This window comes from Pseudomonas sp. R84, assembly GCF_009834515.1.
Taxonomy (GTDB): domain Bacteria; phylum Pseudomonadota; class Gammaproteobacteria; order Pseudomonadales; family Pseudomonadaceae; genus Aquipseudomonas.
The window spans coordinates 2,928,755-2,942,346 of sequence record NZ_CP019426.1 but is presented as its reverse complement, the minus strand read 5'-3'; the positions used below and the strand labels follow the sequence as shown (position 1 = coordinate 2,942,346).

General features: G+C 58.8%; 11 protein-coding genes. 4 read left to right on the top strand and 7 right to left on the bottom strand.

Annotated elements, in window-relative coordinates; genetic code table 11:
- Positions 1 to 24 precede the first annotated feature (24 nt).
- The 4 genes from PspR84_RS13020 to PspR84_RS13005 form a co-directional block, all read right to left on the bottom strand.
- A complete protein-coding gene (locus PspR84_RS13020) occupies positions 25 to 768 on the bottom strand; it encodes an SDR family oxidoreductase (protein WP_160057560.1) in 744 nt (247 codons plus the stop codon).
- 46 nt (positions 769 to 814) lie between these two features.
- Positions 815 to 1,918, bottom strand: coding sequence for an alkene reductase (locus PspR84_RS13015; RefSeq protein ID WP_160057559.1), 1,104 nt, complete (start codon positions 1,916 to 1,918; stop codon positions 815 to 817).
- A 134-nt stretch (positions 1,919 to 2,052) separates the two neighbouring features.
- Positions 2,053 to 3,309, bottom strand: a complete 1,257-nt coding sequence (locus PspR84_RS13010) for a cation:dicarboxylase symporter family transporter (protein WP_160057558.1) — start codon at positions 3,307 to 3,309, stop codon at positions 2,053 to 2,055.
- 112 nt (positions 3,310 to 3,421) lie between these two features.
- Positions 3,422 to 3,847, bottom strand: coding sequence for a VOC family protein (locus tag PspR84_RS13005; protein WP_108225465.1), 426 nt, complete (start codon positions 3,845 to 3,847; stop codon positions 3,422 to 3,424).
- 157 nt (positions 3,848 to 4,004) lie between these two features.
- On the opposite strand from PspR84_RS13005, the gene PspR84_RS13000 reads away from it, so the two are divergent.
- The 4 genes from PspR84_RS13000 (at position 4,005) to PspR84_RS12985 (ending at position 8,468) form a co-directional block, all read left to right on the top strand.
- On the top strand, positions 4,005 to 4,883 hold the full coding sequence (locus tag PspR84_RS13000; RefSeq protein WP_160057557.1) for a LysR substrate-binding domain-containing protein: 879 nt from the start codon (positions 4,005 to 4,007) through the stop codon (positions 4,881 to 4,883).
- Between the two features lie 143 nt (positions 4,884 to 5,026).
- Positions 5,027 to 5,260, top strand: coding sequence for a hypothetical protein (locus PspR84_RS12995; protein WP_160057556.1), 234 nt, complete (start codon positions 5,027 to 5,029; stop codon positions 5,258 to 5,260).
- A 167-nt stretch (positions 5,261 to 5,427) separates the two neighbouring features.
- Entirely contained in the window at positions 5,428 to 7,809 is a 2,382-nt protein-coding gene (locus tag PspR84_RS12990) for a DUF3772 domain-containing protein (protein ID WP_160057555.1), read from the top strand.
- Positions 7,810 to 8,006: 197 nt separating this feature from the next.
- Positions 8,007 to 8,468 (top strand): DUF3574 domain-containing protein, encoded by a 462-nt coding sequence (locus PspR84_RS12985; protein ID WP_160057554.1) that lies wholly within the window; start codon positions 8,007 to 8,009, stop codon positions 8,466 to 8,468.
- A gap of 147 nt (positions 8,469 to 8,615) precedes the next feature.
- On the opposite strand, the gene PspR84_RS12980 is transcribed toward PspR84_RS12985, so the two are convergent.
- The 3 genes from PspR84_RS12980 to PspR84_RS12970 all read right to left on the bottom strand — a co-directional run bounded on the left by PspR84_RS12980 (position 8,616) and on the right by PspR84_RS12970 (position 13,491).
- The gene (locus tag PspR84_RS12980; RefSeq protein WP_160057553.1) at positions 8,616 to 10,016 is read right to left on the bottom strand and encodes an APC family permease; all 1,401 of its coding nucleotides are present in this window, start codon (positions 10,014 to 10,016) and stop codon (positions 8,616 to 8,618) included.
- Positions 10,006 to 12,393, bottom strand: coding sequence for a TonB-dependent receptor (locus tag PspR84_RS12975; RefSeq protein ID WP_160057552.1), 2,388 nt, complete (start codon positions 12,391 to 12,393; stop codon positions 10,006 to 10,008). Before PspR84_RS12975 ends, PspR84_RS12980 begins: the two co-directional genes overlap by 11 nt.
- A gap of 432 nt (positions 12,394 to 12,825) precedes the next feature.
- Positions 12,826 to 13,491, bottom strand: a complete 666-nt coding sequence (locus PspR84_RS12970) for a sulfite oxidase-like oxidoreductase (protein WP_160057551.1) — start codon at positions 13,489 to 13,491, stop codon at positions 12,826 to 12,828.
- Positions 13,492 to 13,592: the final 101 nt, after the last annotated feature.

Here is a 13,592-nt window from a genome sequence, read left to right as displayed (position 1 = left end):
CCCGGCAGCAGGAACAGCCGACGGTTACCAGTCCTGGCGCGTCGGCGAAATGATCAGGTCGTTGACGGTGACGTTTTCCGGCTGATTGAGCGCGTAGATCACGGCACGCGCGATATCGTCAGGTGCGATGGCGATGCGGTTCAGTTCCTGGGCAGCCTTGCGCCCTTGTGGATCACTGACCTTGTCCGCCCAGCCGGTATTGATGACACCGGGGCTGACCGTGTTGACGCGGATGCCGTGCTGCACACCCAGCTCTTTGCGCATGGACTCCGTCATGGCTTGCACGAAAAATTTGGTGGCGCTGTAAACACCCGCCGCCGGCCCGACCTGATGGCCGGCCACCGAGTCCATGTTGAGGATCTGCCCGGACTTGTGCTCCAGCATCATTGGCAGCACGGCTGCTGTGGCATTGAGATAGCCCTTGATGTTCACGTCGATCATCTTGTCCCAATCCGCCACGGCCAGATCGACCCAGTTGGAGAACAGCATCAGCCCGGCGTTGTTCACCAGAATGTCGACAGCGCCATAGGTGTCCTGCGCGAATCTGGCGAGCGCCCGGGTTTGATCCAGCCGGGTCACATCCGTGGTAAATGCAGCCACGTCATGACCGGCCTCACGCAACTCGGCGACGAAGGCTGCCAGACCGTGTTCATCCAGCGCGGCGGCAACGACGCGAACGCCGTGTGCTGCCAGCGCACGTGTGGTTGCCGCCCCGATACCGGACGATGCGCCGGTGACGATGGCGACTTTGTTGTGCAGATAGTTCATGTTCCGTTCCTCTTTACAGTGAATGCGATTGCGTCCGGGCAGTCATTCAAGCGTTGGCGGTTGGCCAGTCGATGTAGCCTTTGGCGCCCCCGCCGTAGTAACTCTCACGCGGCGCAATGGTCAGTTCGAGACCGTGCCGCAGACGTTCCACCAGATCGGGGTTGGCAATAAACAGGCGACCAAACGCCACCGCGTCGATACGCCCCTGCGCCCGACGCTCAAGCGCCATCGCCAGGTCATAGTTGTTGTTGCCAATGAACGCGCCTTCGAACTGCGCACTCAGCGCGTCCAGGTCCACGCCCGCCGGCACGGTTCGAGATGTGGCGGTGGCGCCTTCGACGAAATGCAGGTAGGCCAGATTGAATCGATTGAGTTGCTGGATCAGGTAGCCGTATGTCGCCATGACATTGCTGTCGGGCGGCGTATTGCCGGCATCGGGGGTTACGGGTGAAAGGCGGATACCGACGCGGTCGCTGCCCCAGATGGACACCACCGCTTCGGTGACTTCCAGCGTCAGCCGCGCACGGTTTTCGATGGCGCCGCCGTATCGGTCCGTGCGCTGATTGGTCGAATCGCGCAGAAACTGGTCGAGCAGATAACTGTTGGCCGAATGCACTTCCACGCCATCGAAACCGGCGCGCTTGGCGTTCTCAGCAGCCAGTTTGTACTGCTCGATGATTCCCGGAATTTCCGAGGTCTCAAGCGCACGCGGCATCGACACTTCGACAAAACCTTTCTCGGTGTACGTGCTGCCCTCAGCCTTGATCGCCGAAGGTGCCACAGGCGATTCGCCATTGGGCTGCAACTCGACACTGGAGAAACGCCCGACATGCCACAACTGGCTGACGATTTTTCCGCCGGCCGCGTGTACGGCATCGGTGACTTTCTTCCACCCGGCGACCTGCGCTTGCGACCAGATTCCCGGGGTCATCGCATAGCCACGGCCCTGAGCGGAAATGTTCGTCGCTTCGGCGATGATCAAGCCTGCACTGGCGCGTTGGGCGTAATACGTCGCGTGCATTTCATTCGGCACACCGTCATCAGCCATCCGGCTGCGCGTGACGGGCGCCATGACAATTCGATTGGCCAATTGCAGCGCACCCATGGCCATGGGCGAAAAAAGGTCGGTATCCACAGCGTTATCAATCATAAACCCTCCAACTCAATAGACCGGTCGTCTAGTAAACAGACCGAAAAAAAACGCCCCTTTGTCAGCGAGCGTGCACTCGTCATCAGTGCGGTTTAACAAGCAGATATCCGTCGTGCCGAGGTGCGACTAAAGACTCACACTTCGGCCGCAGGACGAACGCGTGCAGGTTCAAGCGTTGCTCTTTCCCACTTGGCAATCACCAGCGGTGCAATGGCATTGCCCAATACATTCAGCGTGGTCGTACCGCTGTCGATGATCCTGAAAATACCCGCGATCAATGCCACACCCTCCAGGGGCAAACCGGCTGAAGCCAACGTTGCGGAGAGAATGATGATGGCAAACCCGGGCACACCTGCCGCGCCTTTCGATGTCAGTACCATCGTCACCACCAGCAGGATCTGCTGCGACAGCGACAGGTCGATGCCATAGAGTTGCGCGACGAAGATCGTCGCGACGCCAAGGAAAATCGAAGCGCCGTCCAGATTGAATGCATAACCCACCGGCACCACGAAACTGACGATCCGACGCGGTACACCGTAGCTCTCCAACCGGGTCATCAACTGCGGCATGACGGCGGCGGATGCGGCACTTGAAAACGCCAGAATCAATTCACTGCGGAAGTAGCGAATCAATTTGAAAATGTTCTCGCCAATCAAGTAGCAAATTCCGCCGAGTATCACCAAGGCGAAAACCACCAGCGCCAGGTAAACCACGCCGATCAACTTGAGCAACGGCAACAGCGAGGCAAACCCAAACGTCGCGACAGTCGCGCCGATCATGCCGAAGACACCTATCGGTGCGTAGGCCATGACGATTGAGACAACCTTGAACATCGCATCGGAAATGCTCTGAACCAGCGCAATGGCCGGTGCACTTTTTTCTCTCGGCAGCGCGTTCAGGGCGAGGCCGAACAGCACGGCGAAGAACAGCACCGAGAGCAATTTCGCTTCCGACATCGCCACCAGAACATTGTCCGGCACGATGTTCTGCAGGATCACCAGCGCACCTTTTGACGGCTCCATGTTGATCGACGCCGTGCCGTGGGACAGGCCGGAAATATCGGTGCCGGTACCCGGCTCGAAGATATTTGCGAAACACAGGCCGACCACAATCGCCAGCGCGGTTATCGCAAAGAAATACCCCAGCGACTTGATGCCCATGCGGCCAAACGACTTGTTATCGCCACCGCCGGCAATGCCCAGGATCATGCAGCAGAACACAATCGGTACCACCACCATCTTCATCATCTTGATAAAGATGTCGCCCAGAGGCTTCAAGATCTCCGCACTCACCCATGTTTGATACTGCGGATGGGTGTTGAAATACCAACCGACGAGCACGCCAAGCAACAGCCCGGCAACGATTTGCCACACCAGGGGAATACGTTTCATGTCTAGCCTTTTTGTTGGAATGAAAGGTCTGCGCTAAGGGCAGTTGCTAGAGTCATGAGCTTCCAGCTCACTTGAGACCGAATGGCACAACCGGGTTGTGCCATGCCGCCTGTCATTTGGCGAAGAGCTGGCTCATATCCTTGAAAGCCTTGAATTCCAGAGCGTTGCCGCACGGATCAAAGAGAAACATGGTGGCTTGCTCGCCGACCTGCCCCTGAAAGCGAATGTACGGTTCGATCACAAACTCGGTGCCAAAGGACTTCAGGCGTTCGGCCAATGCTTCCCACTGTTGCCATCCCAGAATGATGCCGAAGTGCGGAACCGGAACGTCGTGACCGTCGACCGGGTTGCTGTGAACACTTTCCTGGGACGCGGTTTTCGGGTGTTCGTGGATGACCAGTTGGTGGCCATAAAAATCGAAGTCGACCCACTGAGTACTGGAGCGCCCTTCTGCAAGACCAAAGACTTCACCGTAAAAGGTGCGCGCTGCAGCCAGATCGTAAACGGGGATAGCGAGGTGAAAAGGCGAGAGGCTCATCAGAACTCCGATCATATTGTTGTGGGTTGGCGAACATTCCTGCCGTCATCGGCGCCTTAGGATTCAGCCGCTGCCGGGGAATGGGAAACATCCTAGGACGGAAAACCAAACATAAAAATCAATATATATTTCTTAGAAACACAATTAATATTTGTGAATGATCAAAGAACTGAAGACACTCATCACCGTCGCGCGCGAAGGTACTTTCGCTGCTGCAGGCAACAAAATCGGCCTCACGCAGGCCGCCGTCAGCGCACAGATCCAGCGCCTGGAAGCTGAACTCGGCTTCGAGCTTTTCGACAGGAAGGGGCGCTCGGCACACCTCAACAAAATGGGCCAGCAGATCCTCCTGCAGGCGCAAGAACTGCTCAGGCTCTACGACAGCCTCGGTTCGACAACGATGGGACTGCCGCCCAACGTGCTGGTCAACATTGGCGCGATTGCTTCAGTGCAGCGCTCTTACTTGCCGGACGCGTTGGCTAAGTTTCACCAGCACTGCCCGCAGTGCCGATCCCGCGTGGTGCCTGGGTTGTCGATGGAACTGGTCAACCTGGTGGATGTTGGCGAGATCGACATGGCCGTGATCATCCGCCCACCCTTTTCACTGCAAAGCGACCTGCGCTGGACGACGCTGGCACTGGAGCCTTACCGGTTGATCGTGCCGCGTGATATGCCGGGAGATGACTGGACCCAGTTGCTTTCCAGCCAGCCGTTCATTCGATATGACCGATCTTCCTTTGGCGGCAGGCAGGTCGACCGCTTTTTGCGGCAGATGCATTTCACACTGCGAGAGGTCTGCGAGCTGGATGAGCTGGAGGCGATTATCAGACTCGTCGAAAACGGTGTCGGAGTGGCACTGGTGCCGCAGACCGCGCCCGACTTTGCATGGCCTGCCGGTGTCCGGGTGCTGAACTTGGGGCAACACACTTTCCACCGCGATATCGGCCTGGTGCACCGGTCGCGGCAGACCTTCACCGAGCCGGTGCGGATGCTGGCTGAACTGATCAGTGCTCAGGTGAAGATCGGTTATGCGTAAGCCTGATTTACGCCTTGATGACTTCAGAAAGCCCAATCATTAACCGCGCCAATAACAGCCATTGATTCAATGAAGTTCTCTTATCAGGCTCACGGCGTAAGATCGGCTCCAGACCCAACCACTACCCCACGGAGCACACACTCATGAAACGCCAAGCCCTTCTCAGCATCGCTTTCTCACTGTTCGCCCTGAATGCTTTTGCCGCTGAACCTGCCACCCAGACTGATCCACTGTTCAGCGATGCAGTCGCCGCTGCGACCCAGACTGATCCGCTGTTCAGCGACGCAGTTGCCGCCGCCACTGAAACCGACCCGCTGTTCAGTGATGCCGTTGCCGAAGGTGGTTCGGACCGCTTGATTGAACGCCGCGCCGTCTGAATGCAGTGCTTCAGCGCCGTCACCGAAGAAAGGCCCGACCTTACCCGTCGGGCTTTTTTCGTCTGGACACTTGCTCACCTGCCCTGCTTTGCCGGAAAGTTTTCCTCCCCGATCGGCTCGATCACCTAACCTCATAGACTGTGTGATCCATTCGAGCCGCCTCACCCATGCGCAACACACTGAAGTCGTTGTTTTTTGTCGCGTTCATGCTGCTTGTTTGCGGCAGTCCGCCGCTGTGGGCAGCCGATTTGCCGGCGCCGGCCACCGCCGCCGCGCCGTTACCGGTGATTTCACAAAGCGATCTGCAGGCGTTGCAACAACGCCTCGACGGCCTCAAGCAACAGATTTCCGCAGCGAACAATTACAACCAGCTCGAAGGCCCGCAGGATCGGGTGCAGGCGTTTATTCTGGATGTCGATCGGTTGTCGGCAGCGTTGTTGCCGCAGCAGGCGCAACTGGCCGTGCAGCTTGGGGTGCTGGGGGCTGCGCCGGATGCCGATCTGGCGGCCGAGCAGGCAGATATCGTCGCGCAACGGGCATCGCTGGCCGAGCAAAAGAGCAAGGTCGACGGCACGCTGAAGAGCCTGGCTGCGCTGAAGCAGAGCGCAGCGGACCTTATTACGCAGATCGCTGGCATCCGTCGCACACTGCTTGAAAGTGAGCTGACGCTGGGCACTGACAGCGTGCTGAGCCCGAGTTTCTGGTCGCCGCTGGTGAGTCCGAGTGACGACGACCGTCAGCGTTTACGCTTTTTCGTCACGCAGGTGCGCGATACATGGTCCACCGTGTGGGCGCCGGGCGAACGCGCCTACACCAGTGTACTGATGGCGTTGGCGCTGATCATCTGGACATTCGGCCGCAGACTGGCCGAACGCGGCCTGACCTGGGTGTGCATTTACCGCATGCCCGAGGGGCGTCTGCGCCGCAGTGCACTGGCGTTCGCCTCGGCGCTGGCGACCATCGCTACCACCGGCATTGCCTTGCAATTGTTGTTCTACGCCTGCACCCGCCACCAAAATTTGCCGCCGGTACTGGAAACATTCTCCGAAGAGTTCGAGAAGGTCGTCTATGCCTGCGTGCTGATCACCGGTTTGAGCCGCGCGTTGTTGTCGACCGAACATCCCTCGTGGCGCCTGCCGGCGATTGCCGATCAGGTGGCACTGGCGCTCAGGCCCTACCCGCGCATCTTGTCCTGCACGTTATTGGTGCTGGTGACGCTGGTGCAGGTCAGCAACGCCACCGGCATGAGCAGCCAGATCGTGATTGCCGGGCGCGGGGTCATTTCGATCGTCGTGCTAGCGATCGTGACGGTCCTGCTGTTGCGCGTCGGCAAGGTGCGCAAGGCACTGGTCGCGGCCAATGATGCAGCGGCGGCCAACAGTACGTTTGCCGGGGTGATTTACACCATCGCGAGCATTTCGATGTTTGTCTCGGCGATTGCCCTGCTCACCGGTTACGTGTCGCTGGCGCGGTTCATCAGTTATGAGCTGGTGTGGGCGTACATAGTCTTGTCGGGGTTCTACTTGCTGATTCAATTGGTCAAGGACGCCTGCGAACACGTGTTTTCACCCAGACATGCGAGCGGCAAGGCACTTAAACAGTTGCTCGGCATTGGCGATCGCCGGCTTGATCAGATCGAGATTCTGCTGTCCGGTTTCAGCCGGGCCGCGCTGTTGTTGCTGGCGGTCATCGCCCTGTTTGTCGGCGGCATCGGCACCACGCTGGGACAACTGGCGAGCAACATCATGGCAATCCTCGGCGGCGCCGGGCTGCGCAAGCTGAACATCGTCCCCGGCCACCTGCTCAATGCCGTGCTGGCGCTGATGATCGGCATCTGGCTGATCCGCGCCCTGCGCCGTTGGCTCGACAACGAGTTCCTGCCCAAGACCGAGATGGACCCGGGCATGTGCGCCTCGCTGAGCACGCTGTTTTCCAACATCGGCTACGCCTTCGTGATTCTGCTGACGCTGTCGTCGCTGGGCGTGCAGTGGACCAATCTGGCGTGGATCGTCAGTGCGTTATCGGTGGGCATCGGTTTCGGCTTGCAGGAGATCGTGAAGAATTTTGTCTCGGGGCTGATTTTGCTGACTGAACGGCCGGTGAAAGTCGGCGACTTGATCAGCATCAGTGGCGTCGAAGGCGATATTCGCCGCATCAATGTGCGCGCCACGGAAATCCAGCTCAGCGACCGCTCGATTGTCATCGTGCCCAACTCGCAACTGATCTCGCAGAACCTGCGCAACGTGACATTGGGTGGCAGCGCGCAAGGCGTGGCGTCGCTGGAACTGGTGTTCCCGCTGGACATCGATCCCGAAGAGGTGAAAGACCTGTTGCTCAACACTTATCGGGAGAACGAAACCATCCTCGATAAACCGGCACCGTTCGTGCGCTTCAGCAAGTTGTCGCCGGACGGGATTACTTTGACGGTGACCGGTTATGTGGGCAGCCCGCGGATTGTCGGGGTGACCAAAAGTGATTTGTTGTTTGAAATTCTCAAGCGGCTGGGTGCGGCAGAGATTGCGTTGGCGAAACCACCGGCGAGTGGGTAATGAATCGGTGAAGCTGTGGCATGGAATATTTTCGCTGTCTGAAAAATCGCTTTCGCGAGCAGGCTCGCTCCCACAATTTTTGCGCGGTGAAGGGTTATTCCGGAAGCGCCTAAATGCCGGCTTTTTAGGTCTTTATTGGCGGTCAGACAGCAACCTTATACTCGAGCGGTTTACTCATCGTTCAATAAGGATGTTCCATGCCTCGACGTTTTCTACTGGCGGCGCTGTTCGTCGCCGTCGCCGGTTGTGCCAGCCCTCCTCCTGCGTCCGTTCACACCCATGATCCCGCCAGTTCGACCCTGCAAGGTGATACTTCGCGGCCGGCGCAGGCGCAGTGGATTCGCACCGAGTTGTACTTCTCCGTGGGTTCGATCGATGGCAAGGAAGGTGCGGTCAGCCCGGCGCGCTGGCGCGAGTTTCTTGATCAGGAGGTTACGTCGCGGTTTCCTGATGGATTCAGTGTGCTTGATGCTTATGGGCAGTGGCGGGATAAGGGCGCGAAGGAGCCTGAGCGCTTGAGCACCAAGGTGATTGTGATTTTGCATGAAAATAGTGCGAAGAATGGGGCCAGCATCGAAGCGATTCGTTTGGCTTACAAGCGTAATACGGGGGACTTGTCGGTGCTGCGGTTGTCGCAGCCGGCGGAGGTGTCCTTTTAAGAGCCCCTCACCCTAGCCCTCTCCCAAAGGGAGAGGGGACCGATCCGGGGATATTGGAGAAGTACGCCGACCTGAACGTACTTCACTGAATCCATAATCGGCTTCGACCAGTATTTGCTTCACTGAAGCCATAATCGATTCGGTCTTTCAGGTCGATGTATCCCCCAAGACACCTCGGTCGGCCCCCTCTCCCTCTGGGAGAGGGCTGGGGTGAGGGTTTAGCGTCAGTCGGCTCAACCCGGCCAACAGCACCAAGCCCACCAGCAACACCGCAATCCCCAAAAATGCCCCAAACCCCACCACCGTCACGCTGGAATACAGCATGTACAGGCACAACCCGAAAAACAGCAGCGGCAACAGCGGATACAACGGCACCTTCACCGGCCTCGGCACCTCAGGAAAGCGCCGTCGCAGGATGATCAGCGCTACGCTGCTCAAACTCAGAAACAGCCAATAAACCGGGGTCAGGTACTCGACCATGGTGTTGAAGCCGCTCTGAGTAAAACTGCCAAACAGCACCAGCAACAATGCCACCGCTCCTTCCGCCAGTAACGCTTTGCGCGGTACACCATGGCGGTCATCCCAGGCGCCGAAGCTGCGCAGTTGTGGCACATCGCGCGCAGCAGCGTAAGTGGTGCGAGCGCCGACCAGCAGGGTCGAGTTGATGGTCGCGATCGCGGCGATACCGACCATCAGCAAAATCAGCATGACACCCGGTGCACCGAAAGCACGGTTCAACAACTCAACCGCCGGTGCATTGCTGGCGGCCAGTCCAGCGAATCCCAAGCCCTGAACGAACGCCCAATTGAGCGCCAGATAGATCGCCATCAACACGCTCAGCGCACCGAGCATGGCGATGAAAATCCCCCGCCGGCCATCACGCACTTCCGCCGACAACGTCGCCGCATCGCTCCAGCCGCCGAATGCCAGAAAGACGAAAATCATCGCCGCCGAGAACCCGGCCATGCCGGTGTTTTCCACGACGGGCGCAAGACTCGGCGCAGGCGCTTCGATACCTTGCCAGGCCAGAAAAACACCGGCACTGGCGATGCTCAAAAAACCCAGCGCCAGCAGCCCCACCAACAAGGTCTGGGTAATAAAACCAGTGTGTTTACCGATGAGATTAAGCGACACCAATGCCGCAATCACCGCCCCGGCAAACAACCCGGAGCCGTACTGCCCCAGCGGCACCACCGCATCGACGTAATCGGCAAACATGAACGCCGATAACGCTATCCACCCGGTGTGCATCACCGAAAACCGCGACCAGGCGAACAAGAATCCCATGCGTTCGCCATACGCCGTGCGCAGAAAGTGATAGTCGCCGCCCGGATGCGGAAACGCCGTGGCCATCTCTGCAAAACACAGCGCGCCAATCATCGACGCGACGCCGCCCAGCACCCACAACAGGTAGAAATGCTCCGGCCCGACATTGAGGGCCACGGTCGGCGCGGTTTTCAGGATGTCGGTGGTGATCACCATGCCCAGCGTGATCAGCAACGCCTGAAACACCGGCAGATGCCGCCCCGGCCCCGCGTCAGAAACCATAGGTGGCGCGGGCGTAGTAGTAGGCGCCGTTGGTGCCGATTGGCGAGAGCACGTCGTACGGCAGGTTGCCGCCGTAGTTGATCGCCGAACCGGAACGTTCCGGGTAGTTGTCGGTGAGGTTGTTGCCGCCCACGGCAATGTTGAATTTCGGGGTGAATTTGTAGGCCACTTCGGCGTCCAGCTGCCACACCGCGCCGTAAGTTTGCTCCGGTTGCGAATCGCCGAAATCGAACACGCGAGTGGTCTCGCCCTGGCGGGTCAGACGCCCGAGCAAGCCCCAATGCTCGCTGGCCCAATTGGCGGAAAAGATGAAGCGATCCTTCGGCGCCGCGTCGGTCAGGGTGTTGGTTTCCTCGACACCAACGAGCGCGTCATTGCCAACGCCCAGCGCCGTCAGTTGCGACGGCGTGCCTTTGGTGCTGGTGACTTTGGTGTGGTTGTAGGTGTACGCGGTGGTCAGGCCCAGTTGCCCTTCGTAGAACGGTTGGTGGTAGTTGAGCACCAATTCGGCACCGTCGGTGCTGGTGTCCGCCGCGTTGGTGAAGAAGTTGACGTCGTGCACGCCAGCAACGCCGAAGTTGTCGTTGATGTAGTTTTCCAGAGCATCGCTGCCAATGCGTTGCGACAGGGTGATGCGGTCTTTGACGTCGATGCGGAACACGTCCAGCGACGCGTCGAAGCGTTCGTTCAACTGGAAAGTCAGGCCAAGGCTAAAGTTCTTCGAGGTTTCCGGATCGAGTTTTTCAGCGCCCAGTGCGCGGGCGATCGGGTCGTTGACCGAGAGCACGCGGATATCGGTCAGCGTACCGCCATCGCCGAAGTTGCTGGTGGTGTTCTGGAAGCCACTCTGGGCCAGCGACGGTGCACGGAAGTTGTTCGACACCGCACCGCGCAAGGCCCATTGCTCGGTGAGTTTGTAGCGACCGCTGAGTTTGCCGGTGAGTTTGCTGCCGGCATCGTCGTAATGTTCCCAACGCGTGGCGGCGTCGACGAAGAAGCGGTCGGTGAGATCGCCGGACAACTCGGCGTAAGTACCGAACACATTGCGATCCAGATCCGACTCTTCGCTCGGGCGCAGACCATTGGCGCCGTCGGCTCCGGAGCCGATGTAGGAGGCCTCGTCACCGGCATAGGTCAGGTAGTTTTCGTAGCGGTATTCGCCGCCAACCGCGAGTACGAAGGAGCGCTCACCGAGACGCAGTTCGCGGCTCAAGTCGAGGTTGCTGGTGGTCTGGCGCAGCTCGTAATCGCCGGTGTCGAACTTCGTCGGTGAGTCTTCGCCGAGACTGGCGTTGAGCGTGTGCCGGGTCGATCCGTCGAAGCGGTTGCGACCGTGGGTGACGCTGCTGTCGAAGTCCCACTCGTCACCGATCAGGCCTTTGAAACCGGCGGTGGCGGAGATGTCTTTGTTGTCGCCGAGCGATTGCGGCAAGTAGCCGTTGGGGTAGAACTGCGGCTGTTCGTACGGGTAGCGATAGAACTCGGCGCCGGTGGTGTGGCGCTGGTTATAGGTGCCGAAGCTGTAGGCCTTGCCGCCGGCCAGTGGCAACTCACTGTTGAACCAGAGGTTGACGTCGCGCGCGACGCCGTCGCCCATCACATAGTTGCGCTGGCCAGGGCTGTCGGCAAAACCGTCGAAACCAGCGCGGTTGGTGGGGTTGCGATCCTTGTATTCGGTGCCGCCACGGATAAACCCGCCCTCCTCGCCCAAACGCGTGCCGATCTTCGCCGTGGTCACGCTGTTCTGGCCGTCGGTGGTGGTCTTGTCGATCGCGTCCTGACGGGTGTGATAGGCGCCATAACTGGTCGACACCTCACCGCCCTCGGGGGCGTCGTCGAGGATAATGTTGATCACCCCAGCAATCGCGTCGGAGCCGTACTGCGCGCCGGCACCGTCACGCAGCACTTCGATGCGTTTGATCGCGCTGATCGGTATCGAGTTGAAATCCACGGGGGCAGTACCGCGACCGATCTTCGACGAATCGTTGACCACCGCCGACGTGTGGCGGCGCTTGCCGTTGACCAGTACCAGCACCTGATCCGGGCTCATGCCGCGCAGTTGCGCCGCACGCACATGGTCGGCGCCGCCGGAGTTGGATTGGCGCGGCAGGCTGAAGGATGGCAACAAAGTCTGCAATGCCGCGCCCAGTTCACCGTCAGCGGCGCCGGCGGATTTGAGGTCTTCAGCGGTGAGCACATCGACCGGCACCGGCGAATCCAGCACGGTGCGCGAAGTGCCACGGGTGCCGGTGACCAACACGGTACCAAGTCGGGATTCACTGTCAGCGCTTGCCGAAGTTTCTTCGGCGTTGGCCGGAAGTTGCCAGATAGCGGACACGACAGCAGCCGCCAGTAATGAACGGGAACGGTAATGCATATAACAGCTCCTTGAATCGCAGTTAATACCCGGCCGTTGCCGACAATAAAAGTTCGGCAAGCAATGCGCGGAAATGTCTGCTGTAGTTTTGGATTTCTGGAAGGCAGTGAAGGCTTTTTTACGGTGAGTTGCAGTTTCCCCAGCGTGAGACGTTTCCCCTTGAAAGCCGATGCTAGACGAGCTGCCGTCGATCGCAAAAGAACCAATAACGCTTAGGTTAGATCGCTCTAAAAAGTTGTTCTTAGTTCAACAGAAGTGTTGCTGAGCCAACACCTGAACCAACCAACACCAATTTTTTATATTGAAATGCAGTCCCCCTGTAGGAGTGAGCCTGCTCGCGATAGCGGTACATCTGTCGACATCACCGTTGAATTTAAAACCGCTATCGCGAGCAGGCTCACTCCTACAGTTTTGATCTGCGTCGGGCACTACTTAGTCGAACTCTTTTTCCAGCCAGGCATTCTCGGCAATATCCAGTTCATCCCCACTGAAACGCTGTTCGGCAAACGGATCGGCGTGCAGATGAAAGCCATTCTGCTCCCAGAACCCCGGTTGTTCCTGCTCGACGAATTCAAGCCCGCGCAGCCACTTCGCGCTCTTCCAGAAATACCGCCCCGCCACCACCAGCCGCAGTGGCCAGCCATGTTGTGCGGTCAGCGGTTGGCCGGCGTAATGGGTGGCCAGCAGACTGCCCGGATGCAACAGATCGTCGAGTCGCAAGTTGGTCTGGTAATCGTGGTCGGCATGGGCCATGACAAAATCCGATGTTGGCTGGATATCAAATGCCTGCAACAGGTCCTGCAGATGCACCCCGCTCCACTCGGTGTCGAACTTCGACCAGCGCGTCACGCAATGGATGTCGCAGCGCAGTTGCCGTTGCGGCAGCGTCTGCAGATCGGCGTAACGTAATTCGATTGGCCGTGCGAGTGTGCCGAACAGGCGCAGCGACCAGTTGGCGAGGTCGTAATCCGGTATTTCGCCTTCGTGGAGAATTGGAAAACGCTCCGTCAGCACCTGGCCTGGGGGTAGTCGTTTACCGAGCGCCGTATCGGTTTTCGGGGAACGGCTTTTGCGTAAGCGGTCAGCTTTGTTGTGCATAGTCACTCCATTTTCAAGGGTGCCCCCAATTCCCTGTAGGAGTGAGCCTGCTCGCGATAGCGCTGGGTCAAGCGCCAAAGATGTCGACAGACCTGACGCCA

Coding starts and splice junctions, on each gene's coding strand:
- PspR84_RS12975 (WP_160057552.1), bottom strand. CDS start 12,393: ATGCATTACCGTTCCCGTTCATTACTGGCGGCTGCTGTCGTGTCCGCT.
- PspR84_RS12970 (WP_160057551.1), bottom strand. CDS start 13,491: ATGCACAACAAAGCTGACCGCTTACGCAAAAGCCGTTCCCCGAAAACC.
- PspR84_RS12985 (WP_160057554.1), top strand. CDS start 8,007: ATGCCTCGACGTTTTCTACTGGCGGCGCTGTTCGTCGCCGTCGCCGGT.
- PspR84_RS13005 (WP_108225465.1), bottom strand. CDS start 3,847: ATGAGCCTCTCGCCTTTTCACCTCGCTATCCCCGTTTACGATCTGGCT.
- PspR84_RS13000 (WP_160057557.1), top strand. CDS start 4,005: ATGATCAAAGAACTGAAGACACTCATCACCGTCGCGCGCGAAGGTACT.
- PspR84_RS13020 (WP_160057560.1), bottom strand. CDS start 768: ATGAACTATCTGCACAACAAAGTCGCCATCGTCACCGGCGCATCGTCC.
- PspR84_RS12995 (WP_160057556.1), top strand. CDS start 5,027: ATGAAACGCCAAGCCCTTCTCAGCATCGCTTTCTCACTGTTCGCCCTG.
- PspR84_RS12980 (WP_160057553.1), bottom strand. CDS start 10,016: ATGGTTTCTGACGCGGGGCCGGGGCGGCATCTGCCGGTGTTTCAGGCG.
- PspR84_RS13015 (WP_160057559.1), bottom strand. CDS start 1,918: ATGATTGATAACGCTGTGGATACCGACCTTTTTTCGCCCATGGCCATG.
- PspR84_RS12990 (WP_160057555.1), top strand. CDS start 5,428: ATGCGCAACACACTGAAGTCGTTGTTTTTTGTCGCGTTCATGCTGCTT.
- PspR84_RS13010 (WP_160057558.1), bottom strand. CDS start 3,309: ATGAAACGTATTCCCCTGGTGTGGCAAATCGTTGCCGGGCTGTTGCTT.